Raw genomic sequence first — 24,999 nt, 5'->3', positions numbered from 1 at the left:
ACGGTCTGACGGACGACGTTAAAGTGAGGGGCGACCGTGGGGCTTGGGTCTGGCCACGATCGAGCACGGGCACCTTTGTGGGCTTGGACAAGAATCGCTGTCGCGCTGTGGCTTCAATCGTGGGTTACATCACCCAGCGCCGAGCTGGCTCGTCCCGCCGGCCGCAGAGGAAGTCACACGCCAATGGTCCGAAATCGCCCTTTTCGTGTCTCGATTTCCGTATTGTGCTCGACGGTCGCGCTGGCTGCCTGCTCCAACGGTGGGAGCACCGGTAGCTCGTCCGGCGACGACTATGCCGATGGTGGCTCGCTCACCATCGCGATCGACAGCGACCCCGGTGCGCTCGACCCGCAGCGCTCGGTCAACGGCGTCAACAAGATGATGGCCGTCTTCGCCTACGACACGCCCGTCAAGCTGCTGGACTCCGGCGAGGTGGCGCCCAGCGTCGTCAAGTCGTGGACCGGCGAGGGAACCTCCTACACGCTGACCGTCCGCGAGGGCGTCACCTGCTCGGACGGTTCGCCGATGGACGCGCAGACGGTGGCCGACAACATCAACTACGTGGCCGCCGAGGGCAACGGCTCGCCCATGCGCGGCGCCGCCGTTCCTGCCGGCGCCACGGCAACGGCCGACAAGGCCGCCGGCACCGTCGCGGTCAAGCTCAAGGAGGGCGCGCCCTTCTTCTTCCAGAACCTGGCCGAGCTGCCGCTGGTCTGCTCGAGCGCCATCAAGAACCGCGACTCCCTGAAGGCCGCCTCCGCCGGCTCCGGTCCGTTCGTCCTTTCCAGCGTGCAGGCCGGCAACCAGTACACGTACACCCGCCGCGACGGGTACGCCTGGGGGCCGAACGGCGCCTCGACCGCCGAGAAGGGCATGCCGGCGAAGGTGACCTTCAAGCTCGTGACGAGCGTGACCACGACGGCCAACCTCCTGCTGAGCAAGGGCGTCAACATCTCGTACCTCTCCGGTGCCGACACCCGGCGGCTCAAGGCCGCCAAGGTGTTCTCGGACGGCGGCAGCATCATCGACGACGAGCTCACCTTCAACCAGGCTGCCGGTCTGCCGACCGCCGACGTCAACGTCCGGCGCGCGCTCGTCGGCGCTCTCAACATGAAGGAACTGGCCCAGGTCGCCACCGGCGGCCTCGGACAGGAGGCCAACGGGCTGCTGACCGACCCGAAGATCTGCAGCGGTGACACCGTCACCCCGAACAAGCCGGCGTACGACGCGGCCGCCGCGGCGGCGCTGCTCGACCGGGCCGGCTGGACGGCCGCCGGCGGCGGAGCCCGGGCCAAGGACGGCAAGCCGCTCGAGGTCGCGTTCGTCTACGACAACGAGGACGCCACGACCGCGGCGGCGGCCGAGTACATCGGCCAGAAGTGGACGGCGCTGGGCGTCAAGGTGGACCTCAAGGGACAGTCGTTCAACGCGCGGTCCGATGTCGTCTTCGGCGGCAAGGGCCCGTGGACCGCGACCCTCATCGGCCTCGGCGTGTCCAACCCGGCCACGCTCGTGCCGTTCTTCTCCGGCGCCACCCCGTCGCATGGCGGCATCAACTACGGCTCGATGCACAACGACGTCTTCGACAGCTCGATCAAGGCGGCGCAGGCGAAGTCCGGCACCGGCGGCTGCGCCGACTGGAACGCGGGCGAGGGCGCCCTGATCAAGGACGCGGACATCACCCCGATCGCCGTCTCGCCCTACCTCTACTGGGGCAACGGGGCCACGTTCGACGTCGTCGCCCGCGTGCTGGAGCCCACCTCGCTCCGGGTTCTGCGCTAGGTACGGCGGGGAGGATGGGAGGTTCTGTGAAGTCGTCGCTGCGCGCCAGGTACCCGTGGCCGGTATTCCTGATCCGGCGGCTGGGGAGGTTCGTCGTCTCGCTGGCGGTCGTCGTCACCGCATCGTTCGCCATGGTCCACGCGCTGCCGGGCGACCCGGTACGCGGAGCCCTGGGCCTGATGGCGTCGCCGGAGACCATCGCGGCCACCCGGGAGCGTCTCGGGCTCAACGACCCGCTGTGGCGGCAGTACCTGGACTATCTCTGGAACCTGCTCCACCTCGACCTCGGTACGTCCCTGGACACCCAGACGCCGGTGCGGGAGAAGATGGCACAGTTGGTGCCCGCGACCCTCCAGCTCGGCCTGACCGCGTTCGTGGTCTGCCTCGCGGTGGCGATACCGGTGGGCCTGCTCCTCGGTATCGCCACCCGGGACGGCCGGGGCCGCGGCCTGCACTTCGGCTTCGGCGGCGTGACCGGGCTTGCGCTCTCCGTGCCGGACTACCTGGTGTCGGTCGGACTCGTGTTCGTCTTCGCCGTCTCCCTCAATGCGCTGCCGGTCGCGGGCTTGTCCGGTCCCGCGTCGTTCGTGCTGCCGGTGACCGCCCTCGTCGTGGGGCCGGCCGCCTACCTGGCGCGGATCGTCCGGGCCGAGACCCAGCGGGTGCTCGGCGAGGACTACATCCGGGCGGCGCGCGCGAAGCGCCTCCCGGCGCGGCTGATCTACCTGCGGCACGCGCTGCCGAACACGCTGACCCCGACGCTGACCGTCTCCGGCATGATCCTCGCGTCGATGGTGGCCGGCACCGTGCTCGTGGAGAACGTGTTCGCCTGGCCCGGCGTCGGCGCCGAGCTCGTGCATTCGGTGCTCGCCAAGGACTACCCGGTCGTCCAGGCGGTCGCGCTCTTCTTCGGCGCCGGCATCCTGCTGATCAACCTCGCGGTCGACATCGCGATCGCCGTCATCGACCCGCGCTCGACGATCAAGGAGAGCTGACGTGTCCTGGTCACGTACCCGCCATCACCTGTCGTCGCCGCTCGGCGTGGTCACGGTCGCCCTGCTGCTGCTCCTGGTCGCGACCGCCGTCGTGGCGCCGCTGCTGCTCGGCGACCGGGCCACGGAGATCGCGGGCGGCGCGCTCCAGGCGGGACCGTCGGCGGCGCACCCGTTCGGCACGGACGCCCTCGGACGCGACGTCCTCACGCGGACGCTGGTGGCCACCCGGCTGTCCCTCGTCCTCGCTCTGCTCGTCGTCGGCATCGGCGTGGCCTGCGGGCTGATCATCGGCACCGTCCCCGTCGTGCTCGGCCGGCGCGCCGGCCGAGCGGTGGTCGCCGTCCTGAACCTGATGGTCGCCTTTCCCGGGCTGCTGCTCGCCCTGTTCCTCGCCATGATCTTCGGAGTGGGGGCGCGCGGCGCCGTGCTGTCGATGGCGATCGCCTTCGCGCCCTCGTTCGCGCGGCTGACCCACACCACCGCCAGCGGCGTCGCGAACGCCGACTACGTCTCCGCCGCGCGACTGCTCCGGGTCCCGCGGTGGCGGATCCTGATTCGCCACGTCATCCCGAACATCTCGGAACCCCTCGTCATCAACGCGACCAGCCAGGTCGGGGCGGCGCTGCTCAGCATATCGGCACTGTCCTACATCGGCTTCGGCGTGCAACCGCCGCAGTACGACTGGGGACGCATGCTCGCCGACGGGCTGCCGGCCATCTACACCAACCCGGCGGCCGCGCTCGCGCCGTCCATCATGATCGTCGTCGCGGGTCTCGCATTCGTCCTCGCCGGCGAGCTGCTGACCCAGGTCCTCGGCGGCAGCCAGCACGGTCACCTCCGGCTCCCGTCCCTCAGGTCCCAGCGCCGGGATATGGCCCCGGCCGAGACGCCGCCACCGGGCGAAGAGGTGCTCCGGATCGAGCGCCTGACCGTCACCGTACCCGGCGAGACCGCGCCCTTCTCCCCGGTCGTCGACGTCAGCATGCGCCTTCGCCGCGGCGAGATCGTCGGGCTGGTCGGCGAGTCGGGATCGGGCAAGAGCCTCACCGCCATGGCGGTCGCACAGCTCACCTCGTACCCGAACGTCGCTGAGGCCGACGTGCACCAGATCAAGGGCAACGAGCTGCGGCGGATGCGCCCCCGCGACCGCGAGCGGCTGCTCGGCACCTCGCTCGCGATGGTGTTCCAGGACCCGATGTCGTCGCTGAACCCGACGCTCAAGGTCGGACGCCAGCTCGCCGAGGTCGCGGAAACCCACGAACGCCTCGGCCGCCGGGACGCGTGGCGACGAGCCGTCGACCGCCTCAGCGCAGTGCTGATCACCGACCCGCAGGCGCGGGCGAAGCAGTACCCGATGGCGTTCTCCGGCGGCATGCGCCAGCGCGCGTCGATCGCGATGGGCCTCATGGCCCAGCCGGCGCTGATCGTCGCCGACGAGCCGACCACCGCCCTCGACGTGACCGTCCAGAAGGAGGTGCTCGGCCTGCTGCGGCGCATCTCCCGGGAGAGCGACGCCGCCGTCCTGATGATCAGCCACGACATCGCGGTGGTGGCTGAGAACGCGTCCCGGGTCCTGGTCATGTACGCCGGCCGGGTGGTCGAGGAACTGCCGGTCAGCGGGCTCGCCGAGGCCGCGCATCCGTACACCCGCGCGTTGATCGCGAGCATCCCGGACATGTCGACGGACCGGTCGCGGCCGCTCGCGAACATTCCCGGCCGCCCGCCGCACGCCTCTGACCTGCCGCCGGGCTGCGCGTTCGCGCCCCGGTGCGGCCGGGCGGACGACCGATGCCGGCAGGCGCGTCCCGAACTGGCCGACTCGGGCGGTGGCGGCGCCGTCGCCTGCTGGCATCCGCTGCTGCCGGTCCTAGAAAGTGAGGCGTGACGTGCTCGAGCTCCGCGACATAGTTGTCCGGTACGGCCACAATCAGGGCGCCGTGACGGCCGTCGACGAGGTCAGCCTGACCGTGGCGGCCGGCTCGGTCGTCGGGCTCGTCGGCGAGTCGGGGTCCGGCAAGTCGACCCTCGCCCGGGCGGCGGTCGGCCTCGCCCCGCTCACCTCGGGCACGATCCTCTGGAAGGGGGCGGGGCTCGACCCGCGCGGCCGCCCGCCGTTGCAGTACGTGTTCCAGGACCCGTACGCGTCCCTCAACCCGCGGATGAGCGTCGGCGCGTCGATCGCCGAGGGCCTGCCCCGGGCAAGCGGGCGGCAGGAGCGGCCGGCCCGGGTCACCGAGCTGCTCGAGATGGTCCGGCTCGATCCCGGCGACGTCCACAAGCGCCCCCGGCAGCTCTCCGGCGGACAGCGGCAGCGCGTCGCCATCGCCCGCGCCCTCGCCGCCGAGCCCGAGGTCCTGATCGCCGACGAGATCACATCGGCGCTCGACGTCTCGGTCCAGGGTGCCGTGCTCAACCTGCTCAAGGAGATCCAGACCCGGACCGGTGTCGGGATCCTGTTCATCTCGCACAACCTCGCCGTGGTCCGCTACATAGCCGACTCGATCGCGGTCATGAAGTCCGGCCGGCTCGTCGAGCACGGTACGACGGAGGACGTCATCGAGCGTTCCGCGCACCCGTACACGAAGCAGCTCCTCGAAGCCGTCCCGACCATGACGATGGGTAATGGCCGCTCATAGCTGAGAGTCGATGCCGGATTCGAGGTGTCCAAGCCGTTCCTCATCGACACCTACTCGACGCTCGACCTGGTGGCGGCGGGCGCTGATCCTGCGCCCGCCGGGCGTCGTACCACAACCACCGGGTCATCCTCGGCGGGGCCGTCGGTAAGCAGCTCGCCGGCGTAGCCGCCCCTACCGCGACACCGAGCTTGCGCATTTGCATGGCCTCGGTGAGGTGCGGCGTATGGTCCCGCCGGACGAAATCCGCAGCCAGCGGACCGATGCCGGACAACGCGCTCCGCTCGATCAACCCCCAGCCGGTGGAGACCTTCGGCTGGCCCGCCTTGGTCCGCCAAGTCACGGCGGTGGCCCACACCGCAGCCCTGCGCCTGCCGAAAAGTACGTCCGTGCATCTCAAGTGGCTCGGTGCTCGTTGTAGAACTGCTGGTACTCGCGCAGGGCATGGTGTAAATGGTGTGCCGCTCGAATATTGAGTTACGTGGTCTGAGCTGTGGTTACCCATCGCGGTGGTATTCGTTGATCGCGCCGCTGACGATGGGGAGGCGGATGGAGCACAGGTGGTCATTCGAACGGCCACGGGCTGGCTGCGTTGTCAACCGGATCACTGGGGCGCTTCCTCGATGAGGAACGGTTCGCCTCGTCTCAGGGTCTCTGTCAAATTTCCGAGGGGTCTTGGTGATGGCCAGGGTAGGGTACGAGCGGCGTACCGTTCGCCGGCCCTCAGCTTGCCGACGCCATCTCGAAGGCGGCGAGGCAGCGTGGCCGCCTTCGCGGGAGCACGTGCCGAGCACAGGGACCAGGATCTATGTGGCGTGACGGCGGGCTCTGGGTGCAAGATTGATGATGTGGGCGACCCACGGTGATCAAATCGGGTGTCCACCGTGCTCGGTGCGTGCTCGTACGCCCCGTCACTCGCCGTCAGGGCCCGGCACCGCTTGACACGAAATGTGCGCGCAGGCGGTACGAACCACCGTCAAACGACACTCCGCGACACTTAAAGATCTTGCTTCTAATCCGACGGTCGGGGGTTCGAATCCCTCAGGGCGCGCTCTCCAGACCAGGCCACATCTCCTGTGACCTGGTCTTTTGCTTTGATACGGCATGTGCCGCGTATGCACCCGCGGGCCGCCGACAGCCACCGTTTGTCGCTGATCGCGGGATATACGCGGGATGGAAGCGCTGGCGTTTCCGCAGGTCGAGGGACGGTTTCCAGATGTCTGCGGAATGAATCCAAGGTACGCCGAAGGGCCCCGGAGTGATTCGAGACCCTTGGCTGGCGCGGTTCCCACTTCTACGAATCCTGATCTTTCATCGCCTCAAGCCGGTCGGTTGCAGCGTTCGCGATCTTCCGTGCTTGCTCGCGGAGCGCATCGTCACTCGGCGGAGTTGCCTGCACGGCCTCCCAGTCGTCGATGAGCATCATCAGCCAGAAGATGTCCTCAGGGCCGTCGCACTTGTCCCTGAGTTCGAGGATCAGGAAGTCCGCACCCTTACCGATGGGGAGTGTGCCCTCGGCTATTCCCTGCGCCACATCGCGGGCGACTTCCCATGGTGTGCGCTGGACATCGATGGGTGAGAAGCCGCTCTCCGCCAGCACCTCGCGGACGAGCGGCTCAACTTCGGTCATTGATCCGATGGACAACGTGTAGCCCGCCAGCTCCCACACCGCAGGAGAGTCCAGACCGGCTTCGATCAGTTCGCAGGCAAGCCAGCCTGCCTCCGGCGCGGTCCCCGAGAGGCGGCCCCATAGGAGATCACCTCTCAGCTCAGCCAGACGATTCCTGAGCTCAGGGGAGAGTTCCACCAGACCAGTATTCCGCGGTTGATCACTCATGAGGCCAGAGCGCCCTCTATGCGCTGGTTGGCGATCTCGCGTTGCCCGTCGATGCACTTGGCGTCGACCCTGAGCATGACGTCCACTCCGTGACCGGCCCGTTCCGCGGCTTCTGGGGCGTGGACCCCGGCGTTCAGCCAGAGCGAGACCGCCGCGTGCCGCAGGTCGTACGGCCTACCCGCCAGGGGAGAGGCGACCTGGTCGGGTGCGAGCGCGTAGGTTCGGGCTTCCTTCCAGATCTTCGCGTAGGCCGAGCCGGAGATCACGCCACCTGTGCGGGTCCGGAACAGCCGCCCATCGTCGCCGACGCCGTGCCGGTCGATATGGTCGCGGAGGATGCCCACCAGTTCCGGAGGAATGGGCACCGGCCGTGTGATCTTCTCGTCTCGGTGCTTCAGGCCGCGCTCGTCATGACCCTTGCCGGAGTCGGTGAACCGCTTGTTGCTCTGCGGTGCGGTCTTCTCCAGGGTGAGCAGGCCCCAGCCGTCTTTCGGAAGGTGGCAGTCCTTCTCGCGGAGTCCGGCCGCCTCAGCAGGCCGAAGGCCGCCGAAGTACATGCAGGCGAACATGGCCGCCAGCATCGGCCCGCGCGACCGCCCGCAGTAGGTGACGGCGACGAGGAGCTCCCGAACCTGGGCCGGGTTCACCACGACGCGCCGATCTATCTCGCCGGTGCTCTTGGTGCGGCGGAGCTTCACCCGGTCGAGGGGGTTTGCCGAAAGCTCTTCAAGGGCGGCCCTATGCCCGCTCGCCGGCCGGGCTGCGGCCTGGGGGCCGGTCCCGGCCGCCAGCAGCTCGGGCCGCGTCGTAGCCGGGAATGCGCCGACCGATCCAAGAAGGCGGCACCTGGTCACGCCGCCACCCAATGCAGCACAACGATCGCCACTACGTGGTCGGTCGCCGCACTTGCTTGGGGGCGATCGGTGGTCCAGGCCTTCGTTCCTCAGAGCTGGGCCACCGGATAGCCTCGTCCTGTCCTGCCCCGCTGGCCATGGGGCACGGTAGCCGGAGAGCAGGCAGCCACGCCGCACTGCAGGTCAGGTGGCCCTTTCCTCAGCAAGATCAGGTCCACTCGTAGTCTGATGGCATTCGTCCTCCTCGCTGCTTGAGTTTCCCGGCCGTGCCCGAGGAGTCAAGGGCGCCCGCGGCGTCGCTTCGCGATCAGCTTCGCTGACCCTTGACTCCTCGGTCCCGTCCTGGGGATTGGCAGCTACGAGGAGGACGGGGGCGAACCAGGGGACGGGCCGTGCTTGGCCGGCGACTGCAGGTCGGCGCCAGCTGTGGGCTACCTGCTGAGCTGCCGCGCGAGCCTGGCAAGATCCTTGGATGATTCAGCGTCGTCCCACGCATCTTCTGTTCGACTTCTTCGGCACGCTCGTCGATTACTCGCCGAGCCGAACCGAGCAGGGCTATCAGCTTTCTCACGCCTTGCTGTACGAGTTCGGCGGACAGCTGGGTTACGAGCGGTTCCTGGAAGCCTGGTCCGCGACCTCCGCTCAGTTCGACCAGCACAGCGCGCTCGATGACCGTGAGTTCTCCATGGCCGACGTCACGACCGCATTCCTGCATGCGGCGCTTCCTCGGGAGCCGACGCCTGGGCAGGTGGACGCTTTCGTGAAGACCTATCTCGCCGAGTGGAGCGCCCCAGTGCGCCACCCTGCTGGTATCGACGTCCTGCTCGAAGGGTTGAGCTCGGAGTTCCGCCTGGCGGTGGTCTCCAACACCCACAGCCCGACCATGGTGCCTGAGCACCTCACGGCGATGGGAGTGCTCGACTCCATGGACGCAGTCGTGCTCTCCGTGGACGTGGGCAGGCGCAAGCCCCACGCGGACATCTATCAGGCGGCACTCCACCAGCTCGCGGTCTCGGCCCAGGACGTATGGTTCATCGGCGACTCCTACGAAGCCGACTACGTTGGCCCGCGCCGCATGGGCATGGAGGCGCTTTTGATCGACCCCCAGGGCAAGGCATCTGTCCCGCTACATCATCGGCTGAACACAGTTTTCGACCTGCCGCACCGCCTGAGTCTGACGCTCCCGGATCTCCTCAGCCGCGACACTCAACTACCGCCCACAACGTGATCTATTGATCATCGAACGTACGACCAAGAGCAGCACTGTGATCGTCGGGCCATTAGCGGGCCATTAAGCAGGGTGACGAGGGGTCAACCACGGTCACTCATGACCGGCCCGAAGCGCAGCTCAGCGGCGCTACGAGGCGCGATCCGTACGCTTCCCAAGCTGACAGCGCGGGCTCGATCCAAGGTCACGGTCGAACCACACCGCCATCTGCGAGTACCGTCGTCAGCCGTGCAAACTGTCCACTTCGATCATCGGCTGCACATCACGGTCTACGAGGCGGGTGACGTGCTCCCACCGTATGTCGATCCCATTCCGGCTTGGCTGGCCAACGAGGCCTCTTGCCGCGCATCCGCCCTGCGGATCGACCGGCCGAGGTTTACACAAGGATGCATTGCGGTGTGGCCGTCCGGAATCGAACCACGCCGCGCGGCGAGCGAGGTCGAAGCGTGGACCGCCGAGGATCTCAGAGGCGTCCTGCTTGCCGACAGTCGTTCTCATCGTTGTTTCGGCTGCGGCGCATGGCACGAGGTGCTCTACCCTGTGGACACGCCCGAGGTACTAGAAGGGTGGCGGCATCGACACTCCTTCGAGTCGGGATGCCCTACCTGCGGAGCTGAGTTCGCGACATCACGACTCGCGGGGCTAATGATCAACCCCTTCGACCCTGAAGGCTGACTGCAGCTCTACAGCCACGAGTGCAGCCGACGCGGCGGACGACGGCGGAACTCGGCGGACGTCCACGGACACCGCACCCGCAGTTCGGAGCCCCGGACCTCGATCGAATCGACTTCTTTCAATCCGCGGTTCCTGGATGGCGACCGGCTCGGACGCTCATCACGGTCGGTCGAGTGACATCAACGCGGCTGCCAAACATGACCGCAAGCAGGACACTGTTGCTCAGCATTCACTCCCGCAGGCGCCGTATGGGCAGCCACCACGGCTCGGCCCCTCGCAATGTCGTCGGCGAAGATCTCTACCGCGTCGGCATACACGAGCAGATGGCTCGGTGAGCCACACTGCGGGCACCGCGGACGTCCTGCGATCGCCTGTTCCAGGGCGGCCAGCCAATCGGCCCGATCCGTTGCCTCGAAGCTGTAGGTGCAGGCGAGGCATCGCCAGCCTTCTTCGAAAGCGTCAACGGGAACGGCGCATCCCGCCAGAGCGAGTTCACCGGCTTCGGCGGCTTCTCTCGCCGCTTGGGTAGGGAGCCCGTACATCAACGGCGTCATCTTGCCGGAACATCGGGGACATGTCGGAGCGGACACGCCCACAGGATGACAGGCGCGGTCGATGAGGGCGATGCCCGCACGTGCAAAATACGTGTAATGATCTTGCCGGTGGGAGCCGTACCTATGATTGGCCGGGAACGGTCACGCGCTGTAAACCCGTCGGCAGCGCGTGAGCGCGTGCAGTTCTAGGTGATCCAGGACAGTTCGGATCAGACCGCGTACGGCGCCTGATCTGCATTGAACTGTGTGGAACGACGCGAAATCGATCCTTCAATCCGCGGAGTCGTGAGCTGGCCTTCGGACTTGCTCCTCTTGGGGGACATCACTCCCAGGCGCCTGGCGCGTCAACGGTGAGATCTTCAGGCCGTGGGAGCGTGGCCGGCTCATCTTCGACGGAGTAGACCTCAAAACACGAGAGATGGCCATCTTCGACGAAGAGCAAGACGCCATCACTTCGCCCACATACTTCGGCGGAGATCAGCACGCCGTCTTGCACCGGCGAGGCGAGTGCGCGAGGTCCTGTTCCCGCTCGAAGATCCACTGTCGCGCATCCGCATCCGCATCGCCCGCTGACAACTGCCGAAGGAACCTGAGCTCGAAGTTCGTCCGCGCCGGGGAAGTCCTGTGCGAGGAGTGCCAGGATGACGGCTTGTTCCTCGACTGACAGATGACGCTCGCTACTCGACACGCCGTCACGGTAGCGGATCGGGCCTGCGGGATATGCGCGGGATGATCTTCTCTGCCCGCCGTACGCCAATAGCTTGTCGAGCAGGTCAGCGGTATATAGGTGGGGGAAAGAATCACCCACTTCTAATCCGACGGTCCGGGGTTCGAATCCCTCAGGGCGCGCTCTCCAGACCAGGCCACATCCCGTGTGACCTGGTCTTTTGCTTTGGTACGGAATGTGCCGCGTATGCACCCGCAGGCCGCCGAACGCAGCCGGATGCCACTACTTCCGGAACATATCCGGAATGATCTTGGGGGTGTTTTCGCAGGTCGGCCCGTGGCTTTTACGAGCTCCCGGAACGATTCCGAGCCCCCCGAGCACGCCGAAGGGTCCCGGCGTGAACCGAGACCCTTCGTTTGATGCTCATGCGTCGCCTCATCCGGCGAGGGCATCCATGATCCGTTGGTTGGCCGCCTCACGTTGCCCGTCGATGCACTTGGCGTAGACCCGGAGCATGACGTCGACTCCGTGACCGGCCCGTTCCGCGGCTTCCGGGGCGTGGACCCTGGCGTTCAGCCCGAGCGAGACCGCCGCGTGCCGCAGGTCGTACGGCCGGGCCGCCAGAGGAGAAGCGGCCTGATCGGGTGTGAGCGCGTATGTGCGGGCTTCCTTCCAGACCATGGCGTAGGCCGATCCGGAGATCACGCCGCCCATCCTCGTGCGGAATGGTCGTCCGTCGTTGCCGACGCCGTACCGGTGGATATGGTCGCGGAGAATGGTCACCAGTTCGTCCCCGGCCCGCTTCCCCTTCGGGCGGGACGACGGCAGACGGGATGATCAGGCCGAGAAAGGTACGCAGGAGCATGGTGGTAACACCTCGGCGGCGGACATCGCTGTTCGTCCTGCTAATGGAGATGTTCTGTGTCTCCCGACATGCCTATCCCTACGCGGGCAGATCGTCCACTCAGCAGGCGATGACCGACCATGTCTCGGGGTGGGCATTGCCCTGGACGATCCAGCCGACGGTCGCGCCGGCAGAAATGGACTTGCAGCTCCCCATACCGCCGTAGAGGACGCTGAAGGGCTTGCGCTTCACTGTCGTGCTGCCGCAGTTGTGGTAGTGCAACGACAGGTCGACACCGCTCTGCTTAGCGTAGGAGAGACCGCATGGGAAGCTCGGGTCAGCGTATGCCGGGGAGGATGCCACGAGACCGGCAGCGACGGTCAGCCCCGCGACCAACATGGCAGTGGTCCTCTTCTTCATCGCTCTTCCTTTCAATGGCGGACGCAGGCCTCAAGGTCGTCGTCGCTCGAATAGCCAGGTGGCTGAACAGGAACTCGTCCCGCATTGCTTGGGGCGACACCTCGTTACTGCGGACCGCCGTGCTGTGGCCAAAGGTTCAGTCAATGTAGCACCATTGAACCTTTTCAAGATCCCGCGCGACCCGCCATACGCCACCACCTCGTACCCAATCGACCTGCCGACCTGAGCTGAGAACCGCGCCGCCGCCGGCCCCTTGGTCACCGGTCCTTTCCCTGCCCCGCCGCCCGCTTGTCCGGGGCAGCTTGGGGGACTGGAGGAGTTTGGCGCAATCGCTCTTCGTCTCTGTCTTCAGGCAGGAAGCTGCCGTGATCGCGTGCCAGAGGCCACGGGAAATCAGGGGAATCACGGGAACTCACGGGAGCTCACGGGCAATCAGCGCGAGAGGCCTGCCGCCGCGTTTCCGCTGGTGACGGACCCTTTCTCGTTGATGTGGCAGGTGCAAGGTTCGAACTTGCGTAGGCTGAGCCGACGGTTTTACAGCTCTTCGGCCGTCGTAACCTTGCTGGGTGTAGAGCGGCCAAACTGCGCTGCGCTCCGGGAGTATGGGCGAGCATAATTGGCCAGCCATTCGTCAGGTTCTTAAAGAGAAGACGACGCCCTCCGACGGTCCTGGCTGGACGACATCTTCACGGCCATCGCGGCCATTGCGGCCATTGCGGCCTTACTGCTCTCTCTGTTCCCTGGCGGACGATGTTGTGCGGGATCACCTCGCGCATCTTCTGCTCGATCAACCGGCGCAGGGCTTCGGCCGTCAGGTGTGGCGTCTCGGATTCCTGGAGCCTGCGCAGGTGCTCCTCGTTGAGGCTGGTGATGTCGAGCCGTTCGATGCCGGCCTCGGCGTACAGATCGGTGATGTCGTCGGCGTCGACGACGGAGGCCGCCAGCTGGGAGAGGTAGAGGTTGACCTCGGCCGCCAACGGTTTGTCGCTGGCCTCGCGGTCCGCGGCGTCCAGCTTCACTATCCAGACGCGCACTTCACGGAAGAAGGCGATGTCCTGGCGCCATGCTTCGAGGCCGCCGAAACGCTCCGAGATGGGTGTAGCTCGCTCGCAGGGAGAGGAGAGGCGCGTGGCCCGGATCAGGCTTGCTCTGGCGGTTCTTCTATTCGCGCCCACCAATTGATGTTCTGACCGGTGGTCCCGAAGGATTCGTCCAGTCGGTTGCTGAGATCGCGAAAGGTGCCACGCTCGGGTTGCTGTTCGGTTCAGTTCGGCACCCGAGATCACCTGACCGCGCCAGTGGAGCACCGCACGGTCCGAATCCAATGAGCACACCGAGAGAATGCCCGAGACGTAACTGTCGCTCTCGCTCCACCATTGGCCCTGTAGGGTCATCCCCCTGCCTCTCCATGCATGCCCCGGCGACTTCCGTTCCGCCGGCCTGGGTGAATTCCAATCCTCCCATTCAAAAAAATACGCGGGGAAGAACGTTCGGCCTGCTGAACCGGCAGGCCGAAAGGACCGCCCGCACGGGGTAGCCGTCTGGGTACTCGGCCGCTCCCGGCGGCCCCGGGGGCGGCCGCACCGGCGCTGGCGCCCACCCCCTTCCTGCTCCCGGTGTAGCGCACGACGCGGGACACGGGGCGGGACAGGGCGCGGAGCAGAGGCAGAACACGGGGTGGGGCACGGAATTCACGCGAAGTCAAACAAAAGGATCAGGAATTGACAGGGCGCTTGGCGGCATGCCCACGGGAGCGCACTAAACCGCCGGCCCGCTCACATCTTCAAGAATTGACAGAACGCTTGTCGGCATGCCCTCGGGTGCGTCGGAAAATCGCCGACCGTTACCGGCCGCATGAGAATTGACATACGCCCGATGGTTGCCTACGGTCCGCTCGTCAGCTTTTCCAGACCGCATACCGAAGGTATTAATGACTACATCCACGTTGCCGAAGTCCAGGCAGCAGTTGATTCTTGCTCTTCTCATGGTGTGTTCCGCCACCACGTCCCACCTGCCCGCGCTCGGGAACGCCGCCGACGACGCGGTCGTCCACGCCATGCATGTCGGCGCGGTCTGGATCATGTTCATCGCGCTCTTCGGCGCGGCCGTGCTGCTGCTCGCCCTGTGCGCGATCCGCAAGCCCGCGGCTGCCGGGGGCGCGCCGGAGCCCGCGCGGGACGGCGGCCCGACCGCGGACGAGACGGCCCCCCGGGCTGAGGCCGAGGACCTGACCGCCCGCGAGGGCGACGACGTGGGCACCCGCTGACGCCATGGGAACCAGGCAGAAACTCCCCGAGGCGCGGTCGGGCAGTCAGGCCACGTACCTGCCCGACCGGCACATGTTCGCCCTGTGGACCTGGGCCGACGGCGCCGTGGGGGCGGCCCCGGCGGTCGGTGACGTCCAGACCGTCCCCCTGGTCGTGCCGACGCCGGACCTCGGCAGGCTCAAGGTGTCCGACGTCGACTGCGTGCTGATCGAGCCGGACCGGCTCGTGACCGTGCCCCTCGACTCGCCCGGCCGGTCGGTGGACGTCTGGCGGTCGTGGATCGCGGGCGGCGAGTCGGCCCTGCCGATCGCCGCGCACGCGGTCCCCGACGCCACGGGTGTCGCCGTCACGACGCCGGAGCACGCGAGCGGCGTCTTCCGCCGCACCACCTCGGTGGGGGCCGAGATGCGCGCGGCGCTCACCGCCAAGCTGCGCCCGTATCAGGTGCGCGGGGTGAGCTGGCTGCGCGAGACCATCGAGACGCACGGTGGCGCGGTGCTGGCCGACGAGATGGGACTCGGCAAGACCCTGCAGACCATCGGCTGTGTCGCCGGACGGGCCGAGAAGGGGCCGCAACTGGTGGTCTGCCCCACGTCGTTGGTGGGGAACTGGGCGCACGAGATCGCGCGGTTCGCACCCGACCTGCGGGCCACGATCTGGCGCGGCGGGCCGCTGCCCGCGGTGGACAGCGGCACGGTGGTGCTCACCGGCTACCCCACGCTGCGCACGCACAGCCCGGCCCCGGCGGGGATCCAGTGGAGCACCGCGGTCTTCGACGAGGCGCAGGTCCTGAAGAACCCCCGTACGCAGGTGTCGAAGGCCGCGCGCACCATCGCGGCCGACGCGCGGATCGCCCTGACCGGGACGCCCGTCGAGAATCACCTCGACGAGCTGTGGGCGCTGCTCAATCTGGTCGCACCGCACCTGTTCGGGAACCGGACGCAGTTCCGCCGTCGTTTCGTGCGGCCGATCGCGGACGGCTCCCCGGCCGCTTCCGCCCGGCTGCGCGGGGCCATCGAGCCGGTCGTGCTGATGCGGAAGAAGTCCCAGGTCGCGGGGTCGCTCCCGCCCAAGATCCATGCCGATCTCATCTGCGACCTCACCGAGGAGCAGGAGAGGCTGTACGACCGGCTGCTGGAGCAGGTCATCGACGACGGCTTCGGCAGTGGCGCCCAGCGGCAGACCAAGGTGCTCGCGGTCCTGACCTCGCTCAAGAAGGTCTGCAACCATCCGGGCCTGATCACGGACGACCTCGGTGAGCTGTCGGGCAGGTCGGGAAAGCTCGACCTGTGCACCGACATTGTGGCCAACAACCTGGAGAACGCCTCTCCGACCCTCGTCTTCACCCAGTACCGGCAGACCGGTGAGCTGCTGGTCCGGCACTTCGCCGAACAGTTCGGGGCGAGTACGCCGTTCTTCCACGGAGGCCTGAACCAGGAGCAACGGGCCGACATCGTCCGCCGGTTCCAGTCCGACGACGGTCCGAAGGTGCTCGTCCTCAGCCTGAAGGCCGGGGGCACCGGGCTCACGCTCACGCGCGCGGCCGACGTCATCCACTTCGACCGGTGGTGGAACCCGGCCGTGGAGGCTCAGGCGTCCGACCGGGTCCACCGGATCGGTCAGACCCGCACGGTCACCGTCACCACCCTGACCACCGGGACCACCGTCGAGGAGCACATCGCGGCCATGCATCACCGCAAGTCCGCGCTGTCGGACATCGCCGACATGTCCAGCGTCGCCGAGCTGACACGCCTGGACGACGACCGTCTCATCGAGGTCCTGCGCCGGAAGCGAGTCAACTGACCATGGCCGACCACGACTACGGATACACGAAGTGGGGCAAGGACTGGGTCCGGTTCGCCGAGTCGTTGCGCCAGACCCGTCCCGATCCCCAGCTGCCGAGCGCGCGGCGCATGGTGCGCGACGGGAAGGTGCAGATCACGTTCGACGGCCGGACCGTGCGCGCCGCCGTGCACCGAGGCCGCGGCACCACGGTGGTCACGATCGAGGTCGCGCCGATGTCCGCGGGGGCGACGGCCGAGATCTCCCGTCAGCTGAGCGGCATCCAGCCCCTGCTCACTGACGATCTGTACCGCGCGATCGCCGACGCGGGCCATCCGCCCGCGCCGGTCCTCGAAAGCGTCGACTGCTCCTGCCCGGCCGCCACCCCGCGGTGCGTCCATGAGCTGGCCGTCTACTACGACATGGCGCGGCGCATCGACGACGATCCCCGCATCGCTCTCGACGTGCAGGGCTTCTTCCGCACTTCGGCGGGCGGCGGCCAGGCGCCCGCCGAAGCGACGGCGCAACGCTGGATCGCGCTCAACTCCCTTGATCCGGCCGCCTACTTCACGGTGGCCGAGTGACCCGGCCGGCCTGAGAAGGAGCGGCGCGTGCCCGCCCGGCGGGCACGCACCCTCACCACCCGCTGAGCCCGCGGATGCCCCGCATCCTTCGGCCGTGACGGCCCCGCTCGCCGGGTCCTGCGGACCGTGCTGTACATCGTCCGCAAGGCGCCGGGGCAGATCGGGTTCGCCGTGATCGAACGGCGGTGGGTCGTGGAACGGTCACTGGCCCGGCTGACCAGCCATCGCCGCCTGGCCCGGGACTATGAGCGCCACCCCGCCACAGCCGAAGCCATGATCCGATGGGCGGCGATCTCCGGAATGGCGCGGCGTCTCACCCGCGGACATGCTGCGACACGCCAGCACGCACGTACCCTGAATCGCCCAATTCAACGTTCTCTAATCCGCTCCAGAGGCATCAAGGCGGCGTGCCACTTTTACCGAGGGCAAGCGTTTTTCGGGGGGACCGTGTACTTCGGGGGGTCGTCCATATTCCTGCCGTAACCCTGACCTGTCCAGTAGATTCCTAGTACAGCCTTCGGCGCACCCGCCGATAGGACGATCGGAAAATCCGAAACATACTTCTGGCCATCGAGTGTTCTACCCTGAACCACCAACTGCCACGTCTCTTCGTACTTGTCCGTGGCCGGTAGACGCACCGAGTGCTTCACGATGGGCTCGTCTCCAGGCAGCAGGCACCGCCTCAAGGCATCCTTCAGAAGAGCCTCACATGTCCCCGTGCTACGCGCGAATTTGGAGCAGAAATCGGCGACGCCGTTCTTGCTGACTCCAGCGACAACTTCCATGAGGACTGACTCCGCCATCTCCGGCGTGAACGCGACCGCAGGAGGTGGTTTTGGTTGCTCCGGCTCAAATGTGCAGCTGGCTACCATCAGCGCGGCCGCTACCGTTACCGCGATTCGACTCACGATGATTCGACGCACGATCGGGAGCATATGCCCCTTTCGGGGGATCCCGTACAGCATGCAGCAGCCACGGGCGCCTCGGCGGCGTTGGGCGCCAAGTCATGATCGCAACACGACGGCGGTCGCAGCGGCGAGATGCGCAGACCGCTATCCGCCCTTCTCAAACACGTTCTCCGCCCTGGCCTGCCGGATTGTGTGGCGCTGCCTGTCCACATTGACCCGTTGGATTGCTTACCATGATCCGGGTGCGACCCCGCATGAGTAAATGGATTACTCAAGGAGCTGTGGAGTGACCTTGATCCCTGTGAGGTGCTCGGCCAGTGCGAATGCCGCCCCCATGTAGAGATTGTGATTGCCGCCGTTGCGGAGGTCGAAGCCGGCCTGCTGCATGATCTCTACGAGTCCGTCCGGGTCGCTGCCGTAGCGGGGGGAGGGGGAAAGCGGTTCGAAGAACAGCCGAATATCCCCATCCTCCACCCAGTAGAAGTAGTTCACTGAGTTGACGTTCCGGAAGTGGGAGACGAGGCGTGTGCCCGCCGACAACGGCACAATGGCCTTCCTGGTCACGCCGAGAAATCCGTTAGGCTCGACGATGAGAATCCAGTCTCCAACGGGGACGGCTCCGAAGAAGTGGCCATCCCAGGTGCCATAGGAGCCAGGACCGGAGAAGGCACTGTCGACCAGCTCCTCAAACGTCATATCGGGGAATCCCTCGGTCCGGGCGCCGAGCCGAGCCGCCAGCTCCTCGGATGTCAGGCCGCGGATGAGGGTGAAACAGTACGCCTCCGCCAGGTACGCGAAACGCTCACGGAACCAGGTGTAATCGACAGCAGTCGCAGTCATATATCCATGCTTCCAGGAGCGAGCGACACAATGGTCACTCCCGAGCCTCGTTGCGTGCCCGATGAGACCTCCTCGCCGCTCAAGTGTCCCGTCCCGGGGGTAGGCAGCTACGAGGAGGACGGGGGCAGAGCTACGACCGCAACGACACATCACCAAGATGACCGCCCCCAACGGAGCGGTCTCCACGGCGGTGTATGACAAGGCTGACCAACTGATCGAGTCCTACCTGCCCATGGACACCGAGAGCGGGGACGAGCGCAAGGCGTCCGCGGGCGCGGTCGTAGCCCGGACGGGCGCGGCCGGTGTGCGGGCAGATGTCGCCGGCGGCCGGGCGGCGGGCGGGGACCGGGCGGCGTTCGGACAGGAACATCAGGCCGTGCGTGCGCGTGCTGCCGTCGGGCCCGGGGAAAGCGACGGTCGGCGGAGACCGCCCTCGTTATCATGATCACATGGGAGCTGAGGATGTACGGTTCAACATCCTTGGGCGGCTCGAAGCGACGGTCGGCGACCGGCCGGTGCGGTTGGGCGGTCCGCGGGCCCGGGCGGTGCTGGCCATGCTGGTGGTCGGCCACAGCCAGGTGATCAGCATTGACCGGCTGTCCACCGCCTGGGGACAGAACCCGCCGGCAACCGTACGCAACCAGGTCATGATCGCGGTGGCGGCCTTACGCAGGGAACTGCGCAGGGCGGGCGCAGAGTCGGAGATCATCAGGACCGAAGGGGCCGGCTATCGGCTGGCCGGCGGCCTGGTGGACACGCACTACGCGGAGCAGTGCATCGAGCGGGGCAGGCAGGCGGCTCAGGCGGGACGGCAAGCCGAGGCCGCAGACCTGCTGAGCCAGGCTTTGACACGGTGGCGCGGCCCGGTGCTCGGCGACCTGGAACTGGAGGAGATGGCGGCCTTCGTCGGGCGGTGGGAGGAACTGCGCCTGGCCGTCCTGGAGGAGCGGGCCGAACTGGACCTCGCCCTCGGCCGGCACCGCAACGTGGTCGGCGAGCTGTCGGAGGTGCTGGCCGAGCATCCGCTGAGAGAACGTCTGCGGGGGCTGCTCATGATGGCGCTGCACGGCTCCGGGCGGCGGTCCGACGCGCTGGAGGTGTACCGCGCGGGGCGAGCCCTGCTGGCGGACGAACTCGGCCTCGACCCCGCGCCCGAGCTGCGCCGCCTGGAGGCGGCCATCCTCGCCGACGCCCCCGACCTCGAGCCCTTCCACGGACGCGGCGAGGCGAGGCAGGTGCCCGCCGAGTTACCCGCCGACGTGACCGGCTTCGTGGGGCGCGAACGAGATCTGGCCCTGCTGCGCCGACACGCCTTCTCTGCGGGCACTCCCTCCGTCACGACCGTCACCGGTGCGGCCGGCGCGGGCAAGACCGCCCTGGCCGTACGGTTCGGCCATCTCGTGGCCGAGAAGTTCCCCGACGGCCAGCTCTATGTGGACCTGCGCGGGCACGCACCCCGCCCGCCCACGTCGCCGCTGGAGGCACTCGTACGGATGCTCGGTTCGCTCGGGATACCCCCAGAGCGGATCCCGGAGGAACAGGAGGCGGCGGCCGGCCTGTACCGCTCGCGCCTGTCGGGCCGGCGGATGCTGGTGCTGCTCGACGACGCGCGGACGGCCGAGCAGGTGCGGCCCTTGCTCCCCGGCACTCCCGGTTGCCTGGTCCTCGTCACCAGCCGCAACGCGCTCGCCGGGCTGGCCGTCTCCCACGGCGCCCGGAATCTGTCCCTCGGCGTGCTCGACCAGGACAAGAGCGTCCGGCTGCTGGCCTCCGTGCTCGGAGATCAGCGGCTGTCCGCGGAGCCAGAGGCAGCCGAGCGGATTGTACGGCTGTGCGGCCGCCTTCCGCTGGCCCTGCGCGTGGCCGCCGCCACGCTGGCGACGCGTCCGCGCAGGTCGCTGAGCGAGTACGCCGCCGCGCTGTCCGCGCGAGGGCTGGACATGCTGCGGATCGACGGCGACGTGGCGGTCCGGGCGGCGTTCGAGCTGTCGTACGCGGGACTGCCGGAGGCGGAGCGGCGCCTGTTCAGGCTGCTGGGCCTGGTCCGAGGGCCCGACATCACCGCGCCGGCCGCCGCCTCCCTGGCGGACGTCGAGACCGCCGAGGCCGAACGGCTCCTGGACCGCCTCGCCGCCGCCCACCTGATCGACGAGCACCGGCCGTACCGGTATACCTGCCACGACCTGCTCCGCCAGTACGCGGGAGAGCTCACGCTACGCGACGACACCCCCGCGGTCGGCGGCCAGGCCCTCGAACGCCTCGGCGACTGGTACCTGGCCGAGGCCGTCGCGGCGGCGGAGAGTGCCTATCCCTCGATCACCCGCCTGCCGTTCCCCGTTCCGTCCGGGCTCAGGCCCCGCGCCGAGGCGATGGCCTGGCTCACGGCGGAACAGGCCAACCTCGTCGCCTTCGCCCTGCACGCCGCCGGCGCCGCCGACGTCGCCGGCCTCTCCTCCGCCGCCAGTCGGCCCCCGATCAGCGGACCCAGGCGGCACACCTGGATGATCGCCGACGCCCTGCGTGGTCACTTCGTCCACCACACCGCCTCCAGCCTGGCCGACATCGTGGCGGTCTCCGACGCCGCGGTGCACGCGGCCACCGTCGAGGACGACCCGCTCGGCCTGGCGGCGGCGCACCTCTGTGCGGGCACGGCCGCTCTGTGCCGCGCCGGCTTTACCGCCGCCCGCGTCGCCTGTGAACTGGCCGTTCAGCACAGCGAGCGCGCGGGCTGGTCCGCGGGCGCCGCCGCCGCGCACAACAACGCCGCCACCGCCTGCCATGACCTAGGCGAGCTGCGCCGGGCCATCGACCACCTCGTCAGGTCCGTGGAGCTCAACCGTGAGATCGGTGACACCTACGGCGAGGCTCGCGCCACGGGCAATCTAGGCGCCGTATGCCTGGAATGCGGCGATCTGGAGGCCGCGGAACGGCACCTGCGCGACGCCCTCGCCCTTCACCGCGGCCTGCGCGACAGCGAGGTGAGCCACTCCCTCAACGAGCTCGCGACCGTCCGGCGCCTCAGCGGCGACCTCGACGAGGCACTGACCCTCGCGACCGAGGCGCTTGGCCACGACCGCGCGAGCGGCCTGCACGTTCCCGAGTCCAAGAGCCTGACCACGCTGGCGGAGATCCACTGTGACCGGGGCCGTCTCGATCTCGCCCTTAAGGCTGCGGTCTCGGCCGGTGAGCGCGCAGAGGGCGCGCAGCATGTCTATGCCATGTGCCGCGCCTCGCACGTCCTCGGCACCGTCCAAGCGATGATCGGAAACCACGGGGAGGCTTTCGACGCCCACCAACAAGCACTCAGGTACGCCGTCACGGCAGGCATGCGGCATCTGCAGGTCAGGCCGCTGCTCGGCCTCGCCCGCGCGCACGCCGCCCTGGGCACGCGCGACCGCGCGCTCCAGTACGCCCGTCAAGCGCTGGACCAGGCGTCCTCGACGGGCTACCGCCTCCTGGAGGACCTGGCGCTGTCGCTCTTGGCCGACCTTGAAGGCGAGTCACGGCCGGCACGTCACGAGGGGGACGAGCACCGTACTCAGCGGTGATGCAGCGCGAGGTCGCGAGTGCGAAGTGCTCCGCGTTGGTGATGCCGGTCTGGATGAACGCGAGGATTTCGGGCCGCCAGGTCTCGACCGTGCCCGCCAGTGGTTCAGGCTCGGGCAGGCCGGAGGCCGCGCCGGTCGGCGATGACGGCACGGGCGGGATGGGTGCGCGCCAACGCGAGCAGGTCAAGTTGCCCGCCGACGCGTAGACGTGCCAGGTGCCCCCCGCCCAAAGGGGTCACCTGGCCATGTGCCGTCTGTTGGATATCCTTGGTGATCTAGGAATTGGATGCAGGCTTGGGTGGGACGTCCGTGGTACAGGTCAGCGGGGCATCGTCGGGCACCAGGCGCATGACCACCGCGAGCGGGCTCGGAGAGTCGGGCTGGTAGCCGTCTGTCCTCATGCCGATGATCAGCTTGGTTGCTGGGGGCATCGCTGATGGTGTGATGACCATCACGGAGGTTCCGTCAGGCTGCTTTCCGTCCCCGACGACCTTCTGGAAGTCCGCTTCCAGGTCCTGCGACGCGTCCGATGGCCGGCACCACTTGTTGATCGTGATCTGGGCGGGGACGCCGGCCTGGGCCAGCGTCCGCTGCATGATCTCCGGATCCAGTGACTCCTGCTTGGTCATTTTCACGGTGACCGTGCCGTCGGGGTTGGTGTCGACGGAGAATGCGGCCAGGTGCACGTGCACCTGGTTGCCGGCGGCGACCGGCGGTGCGTTCACCTGGGGGCTGTCGATCGCCAGCGTCAACGCCAGGCCCGTCGCCAATGTGGCGCCGACCGCCGTCCCCGCGATCCTGCGGCGGCGGCGAGACCGGCCCGACGCCACGAGTTCCTGCACCGGCGTGTGCATGTGTACCTCGGCCATCGCGTCCCGCACCGCGCCTAGCACATCATTGTCGTTCACCGTTCGCCTCCTGGCTGTTGACTGTTGCGAGGTCGCCGCGCAAAGCCGCGACAGCGCGCGACAGATGTGCGGTGACGGTTCCTGGAGCGATCCCGAGGGTCCTGGCGGCGGTGTCGGTGTCCAGATCGAGGAAGACGCGCAGCGCGACCACCTCCCGCTGCCGTCGCGGCAACCGCCGCAGCGCCACCAGCAGAGCGGGGTCCACATCGGCCCCGTCGGCCGCCGAGGGGTCCACGGCATCGTGGCCTCCCAAGGCGACCTCGTGGCGGCGCCGCCGCCACCAGGTGACCCGGGTGTTCAGCGCCACGCGAACGATCCAGGCGTGTGGCGCCGGATGCCGGCTCACCTTCCGCCACGACATCCACGCCCGCGTGAACGCCTCAGCGACCAAGTCCTCCGCCAACTGCCGGTCACCCGTGGTGGCCAGCACCGCCCGGAGGCAGGCATCCCGGCTTTCCTGGTAAAACTCCTCGAACTCCAGATGCTCCACATCCCCTATACGCACAAGTACGGCGAGACGCTTACTGATGCTTGCAGCCCGTTGCGTGCAGGGGTTCGGACCCGCGCTGTCGTCCTCTCATAGCCGATGAGCGGATACCAGTCGCCGGCTTTCGGCGGGGTCTTCCGGATCGGGACGGCCGCGGTGATTCGAAGTGCCTGATCTATGCGAGCAGAGGCTCCAGGGTGCTGGCGTCCGTCGCCTCGGTATTGCTGAGGACCACGATGCGGCGACCCAGTTCCGGAATGCTGGCGGCGAACGCCTTGAAGCCCGCGTTGTGGCCGCTGTGGTGCCACCACCGCCGGCCGTTGAGCTCACCAACGAAGACGCCGTAGCCGTAACCGCTTTCATCGGGGCCCTTGCCGGTCCGCGCCCGTTCGGTCAACATCAGCGTGCGGTACGGTTCGCTCAGCAGACGGCCGTCCTGGAGGGCATCGAGCCAGGCCAACACATCCTTGGCCGTCGACCAGACGTCTCCGGCCCCCATGCCCACCACGTCCAGTTCCCAGGTCGGCAACGGCCGGCCCTCAGTGTCGTGGCCGCGCGCCAGGTTCGGCCGCGCACCGGGAGCGCCCGCGAACGTCCCGGTCAAACCGAGGCGATCAAAGATGCGGTCTGCCAAGAAGGCCCGGTAGGGCGTATCGGCGGCCCGTTCGACGACGTGCGCCAACAGCACGTACGCCGGGCTGCTGTAGCTCCAGCCCTCGCCCGGCGGATATTGGAGTGGTACGCAGTGGAAGGTCTTCAGCAGTTCGCCGGGCTCAACCCGCTGGCCTAGGTCGATCATGGGGTAGTCGTCCCAGTGGCCGAGGCCGGAGGTGTGGGTGAGCAGGTGGTGCAGCGTAATGTCTCGCCACTCCTCCGGGCAGCCGTCGATCCAACGGCCCACGGGATCGTCGAGGGCCAGCATGCCGTCCTCGACGAGCAAGAGCGTGGCAGCCGCGGTGAACTGCTTGCTCACAGAGGCCAGCTGATACAGCGTCTCCGTGGCGTTGTCCACGATGAAGTCCGCACCCTGCCGCACCAGAATCTCCGCTCGCGTCATGGCGCCGACCCTAGACGCGTTCGCGCCGAGGTGTGGGCGCTGGAGTCGTCACCGACCCCGTGCGACCAAGGTCAGGTGGCCGTCCTTGGTGACGACGTCTCTGCCGACAACGACGTCAAGATCACTGGG

Annotated in this window: 21 protein-coding genes; 11 read left to right on the top strand and 10 right to left on the bottom strand. The window is 67.8% G+C overall.

The features are described from left to right. The first annotated feature begins 222 nt into the window (after positions 1-222). From AWQ71_RS39050 to AWQ71_RS39035, 4 genes are read left to right on the top strand one after another with little or no spacing between them, the layout of a single operon-like run. Positions 223-1,782, top strand: a complete 1,560-nt coding sequence (locus tag AWQ71_RS39050; RefSeq protein WP_169806737.1) for an ABC transporter substrate-binding protein — start codon at positions 223-225, stop codon at positions 1,780-1,782. Between the two features lie 26 nt (positions 1,783-1,808). After that, entirely contained in the window at positions 1,809-2,777 is a 969-nt protein-coding gene (locus AWQ71_RS39045; protein WP_218002159.1) for an ABC transporter permease, read from the top strand. A gap of 1 nt (position 2,778) precedes the next feature. Beyond that, positions 2,779-4,662 carry a dipeptide/oligopeptide/nickel ABC transporter permease/ATP-binding protein gene (locus AWQ71_RS39040; protein WP_067144109.1) on the top strand — a complete coding sequence of 628 codons (1,884 nt, stop codon included), beginning with the start codon at positions 2,779-2,781 and terminating at the stop codon, positions 4,660-4,662. Between the two features lies 1 nt (position 4,663). Then, positions 4,664-5,413 carry an ABC transporter ATP-binding protein gene (locus AWQ71_RS39035; protein WP_067144107.1) on the top strand — a complete coding sequence of 250 codons (750 nt, stop codon included), beginning with the start codon at positions 4,664-4,666 and terminating at the stop codon, positions 5,411-5,413. Positions 5,414-6,704: 1,291 nt separating this feature from the next. Here the strand turns inward: AWQ71_RS39035 and AWQ71_RS39030 are convergent. Together AWQ71_RS39030 and AWQ71_RS39025 are read right to left on the bottom strand one after the other, a co-directional pair. After that, a complete protein-coding gene (locus AWQ71_RS39030; protein ID WP_157570868.1) occupies positions 6,705-7,217 on the bottom strand; it encodes a hypothetical protein in 513 nt (170 codons plus the stop codon). A 26-nt stretch (positions 7,218-7,243) separates the two neighbouring features. Next, positions 7,244-7,945, bottom strand: coding sequence for a tyrosine-type recombinase/integrase (locus tag AWQ71_RS39025; protein ID WP_281196539.1), 702 nt, complete (start codon positions 7,943-7,945; stop codon positions 7,244-7,246). A gap of 628 nt (positions 7,946-8,573) precedes the next feature. On the opposite strand from AWQ71_RS39025, the gene AWQ71_RS39020 reads away from it, so the two are divergent. Both AWQ71_RS39020 and AWQ71_RS42440 read left to right on the top strand, forming a co-directional pair. Then, positions 8,574-9,329 carry an HAD family hydrolase gene (locus AWQ71_RS39020; protein WP_067144104.1) on the top strand — a complete coding sequence of 252 codons (756 nt, stop codon included), beginning with the start codon at positions 8,574-8,576 and terminating at the stop codon, positions 9,327-9,329. Positions 9,330-9,557: 228 nt separating this feature from the next. Next, entirely contained in the window at positions 9,558-10,004 is a 447-nt protein-coding gene (locus AWQ71_RS42440; protein ID WP_157570867.1) for a hypothetical protein, read from the top strand. A 1,656-nt stretch (positions 10,005-11,660) separates the two neighbouring features. On the opposite strand, the gene AWQ71_RS39010 is transcribed toward AWQ71_RS42440, so the two are convergent. From AWQ71_RS39010 to AWQ71_RS44215, 3 genes are all read right to left on the bottom strand, one after another. Then, positions 11,661-12,008 (bottom strand): site-specific integrase, encoded by a 348-nt coding sequence (locus AWQ71_RS39010; protein ID WP_067144099.1) that lies wholly within the window; start codon positions 12,006-12,008, stop codon positions 11,661-11,663. A gap of 181 nt (positions 12,009-12,189) precedes the next feature. Then, on the bottom strand, positions 12,190-12,489 hold the full coding sequence (locus AWQ71_RS39005; protein WP_067144097.1) for a hypothetical protein: 300 nt from the start codon (positions 12,487-12,489) through the stop codon (positions 12,190-12,192). 686 nt (positions 12,490-13,175) lie between these two features. Continuing rightward, a complete protein-coding gene (locus tag AWQ71_RS44215) occupies positions 13,176-13,883 on the bottom strand; it encodes a type I restriction enzyme endonuclease domain-containing protein (protein ID WP_245658965.1) in 708 nt (235 codons plus the stop codon). 590 nt (positions 13,884-14,473) lie between these two features. Between AWQ71_RS44215 and AWQ71_RS42435 the strand changes: the two genes are divergently transcribed. From AWQ71_RS42435 to AWQ71_RS38985, 3 genes are read left to right on the top strand one after another with little or no spacing between them, the layout of a single operon-like run. Beyond that, positions 14,474-14,755: a hypothetical protein gene (locus AWQ71_RS42435; RefSeq protein ID WP_067144092.1), complete on the top strand. Its 282-nt coding sequence runs from the start codon at positions 14,474-14,476 to the stop codon at positions 14,753-14,755. Between the two features lie 4 nt (positions 14,756-14,759). Continuing rightward, positions 14,760-16,559, top strand: coding sequence for a DEAD/DEAH box helicase (locus AWQ71_RS38990; protein ID WP_245658964.1), 1,800 nt, complete (start codon positions 14,760-14,762; stop codon positions 16,557-16,559). Between the two features lie 2 nt (positions 16,560-16,561). Beyond that, entirely contained in the window at positions 16,562-17,122 is a 561-nt protein-coding gene (locus AWQ71_RS38985; RefSeq protein WP_067144091.1) for a hypothetical protein, read from the top strand. A gap of 416 nt (positions 17,123-17,538) precedes the next feature. On the opposite strand, the gene AWQ71_RS42955 is transcribed toward AWQ71_RS38985, so the two are convergent. Beyond that, positions 17,539-18,045, bottom strand: a complete 507-nt coding sequence (locus AWQ71_RS42955) for a hypothetical protein (protein ID WP_169806733.1) — start codon at positions 18,043-18,045, stop codon at positions 17,539-17,541. A gap of 252 nt (positions 18,046-18,297) precedes the next feature. Beyond that, entirely contained in the window at positions 18,298-18,870 is a 573-nt protein-coding gene (locus tag AWQ71_RS38980; RefSeq protein WP_067144089.1) for a DUF6461 domain-containing protein, read from the bottom strand. A gap of 449 nt (positions 18,871-19,319) precedes the next feature. Between AWQ71_RS38980 and AWQ71_RS38970 the strand changes: the two genes are divergently transcribed. Both AWQ71_RS38970 and AWQ71_RS38965 read left to right on the top strand, forming a co-directional pair. Beyond that, positions 19,320-22,418 carry an AfsR/SARP family transcriptional regulator gene (locus AWQ71_RS38970; RefSeq protein ID WP_067144085.1) on the top strand — a complete coding sequence of 1,033 codons (3,099 nt, stop codon included), beginning with the start codon at positions 19,320-19,322 and terminating at the stop codon, positions 22,416-22,418. Further along, a complete protein-coding gene (locus AWQ71_RS38965; protein ID WP_157570864.1) occupies positions 22,418-22,624 on the top strand; it encodes a hypothetical protein in 207 nt (68 codons plus the stop codon). Before AWQ71_RS38970 ends, AWQ71_RS38965 begins: the two co-directional genes overlap by 1 nt. A 69-nt stretch (positions 22,625-22,693) precedes the next feature. Here AWQ71_RS38965 and AWQ71_RS38960 read toward each other — a convergent pair whose 3' ends face one another. The 3 genes from AWQ71_RS38960 to AWQ71_RS38950 form a co-directional block, all read right to left on the bottom strand. After that, positions 22,694-23,326 (bottom strand): hypothetical protein, encoded by a 633-nt coding sequence (locus AWQ71_RS38960; protein WP_157570863.1) that lies wholly within the window; start codon positions 23,324-23,326, stop codon positions 22,694-22,696. Further along, positions 23,313-23,816, bottom strand: a complete 504-nt coding sequence (locus AWQ71_RS38955; protein ID WP_218002157.1) for a sigma-70 family RNA polymerase sigma factor — start codon at positions 23,814-23,816, stop codon at positions 23,313-23,315. The genes AWQ71_RS38960 and AWQ71_RS38955 overlap by 14 nt, the downstream gene beginning before the upstream one ends. A 172-nt stretch (positions 23,817-23,988) precedes the next feature. After that, positions 23,989-24,870, bottom strand: a complete 882-nt coding sequence (locus AWQ71_RS38950; protein ID WP_218002156.1) for a serine hydrolase domain-containing protein — start codon at positions 24,868-24,870, stop codon at positions 23,989-23,991. Between the last annotated feature and the right edge of the window lie 129 nt (positions 24,871-24,999).

Source organism: Microtetraspora malaysiensis (assembly GCF_001528665.1).
Lineage (GTDB): Bacteria > Actinomycetota > Actinomycetes > Streptosporangiales > Streptosporangiaceae > Microtetraspora_A > Microtetraspora_A malaysiensis.
The sequence above is the reverse complement of the archived record's forward strand: the minus strand, read 5'-3'. Positions and strand labels throughout refer to the sequence as shown.

Excerpts from the sequence above, each read along its gene's own strand:
- AWQ71_RS38985 (WP_067144091.1), top strand. The coding sequence starts at position 16,562 with ATGGCCGACCACGACTACGGATACACGAAGTGGGGCAAGGACTGGGTC.
- AWQ71_RS44215 (WP_245658965.1), bottom strand. The coding sequence starts at position 13,883 with ATGACCCTACAGGGCCAATGGTGGAGCGAGAGCGACAGTTACGTCTCG.
- AWQ71_RS38965 (WP_157570864.1), top strand. The coding sequence starts at position 22,418 with ATGCAGCGCGAGGTCGCGAGTGCGAAGTGCTCCGCGTTGGTGATGCCG.
- AWQ71_RS38980 (WP_067144089.1), bottom strand. The coding sequence starts at position 18,870 with ATGACTGCGACTGCTGTCGATTACACCTGGTTCCGTGAGCGTTTCGCG.
- AWQ71_RS42435 (WP_067144092.1), top strand. The coding sequence starts at position 14,474 with ATGGTGTGTTCCGCCACCACGTCCCACCTGCCCGCGCTCGGGAACGCC.
- AWQ71_RS38990 (WP_245658964.1), top strand. The coding sequence starts at position 14,760 with ATGGGAACCAGGCAGAAACTCCCCGAGGCGCGGTCGGGCAGTCAGGCC.
- AWQ71_RS38970 (WP_067144085.1), top strand. The coding sequence starts at position 19,320 with ATGGGAGCTGAGGATGTACGGTTCAACATCCTTGGGCGGCTCGAAGCG.
- AWQ71_RS38950 (WP_218002156.1), bottom strand. The coding sequence starts at position 24,870 with ATGACGCGAGCGGAGATTCTGGTGCGGCAGGGTGCGGACTTCATCGTG.
- AWQ71_RS39020 (WP_067144104.1), top strand. The coding sequence starts at position 8,574 with ATGATTCAGCGTCGTCCCACGCATCTTCTGTTCGACTTCTTCGGCACG.
- AWQ71_RS39005 (WP_067144097.1), bottom strand. The coding sequence starts at position 12,489 with ATGAAGAAGAGGACCACTGCCATGTTGGTCGCGGGGCTGACCGTCGCT.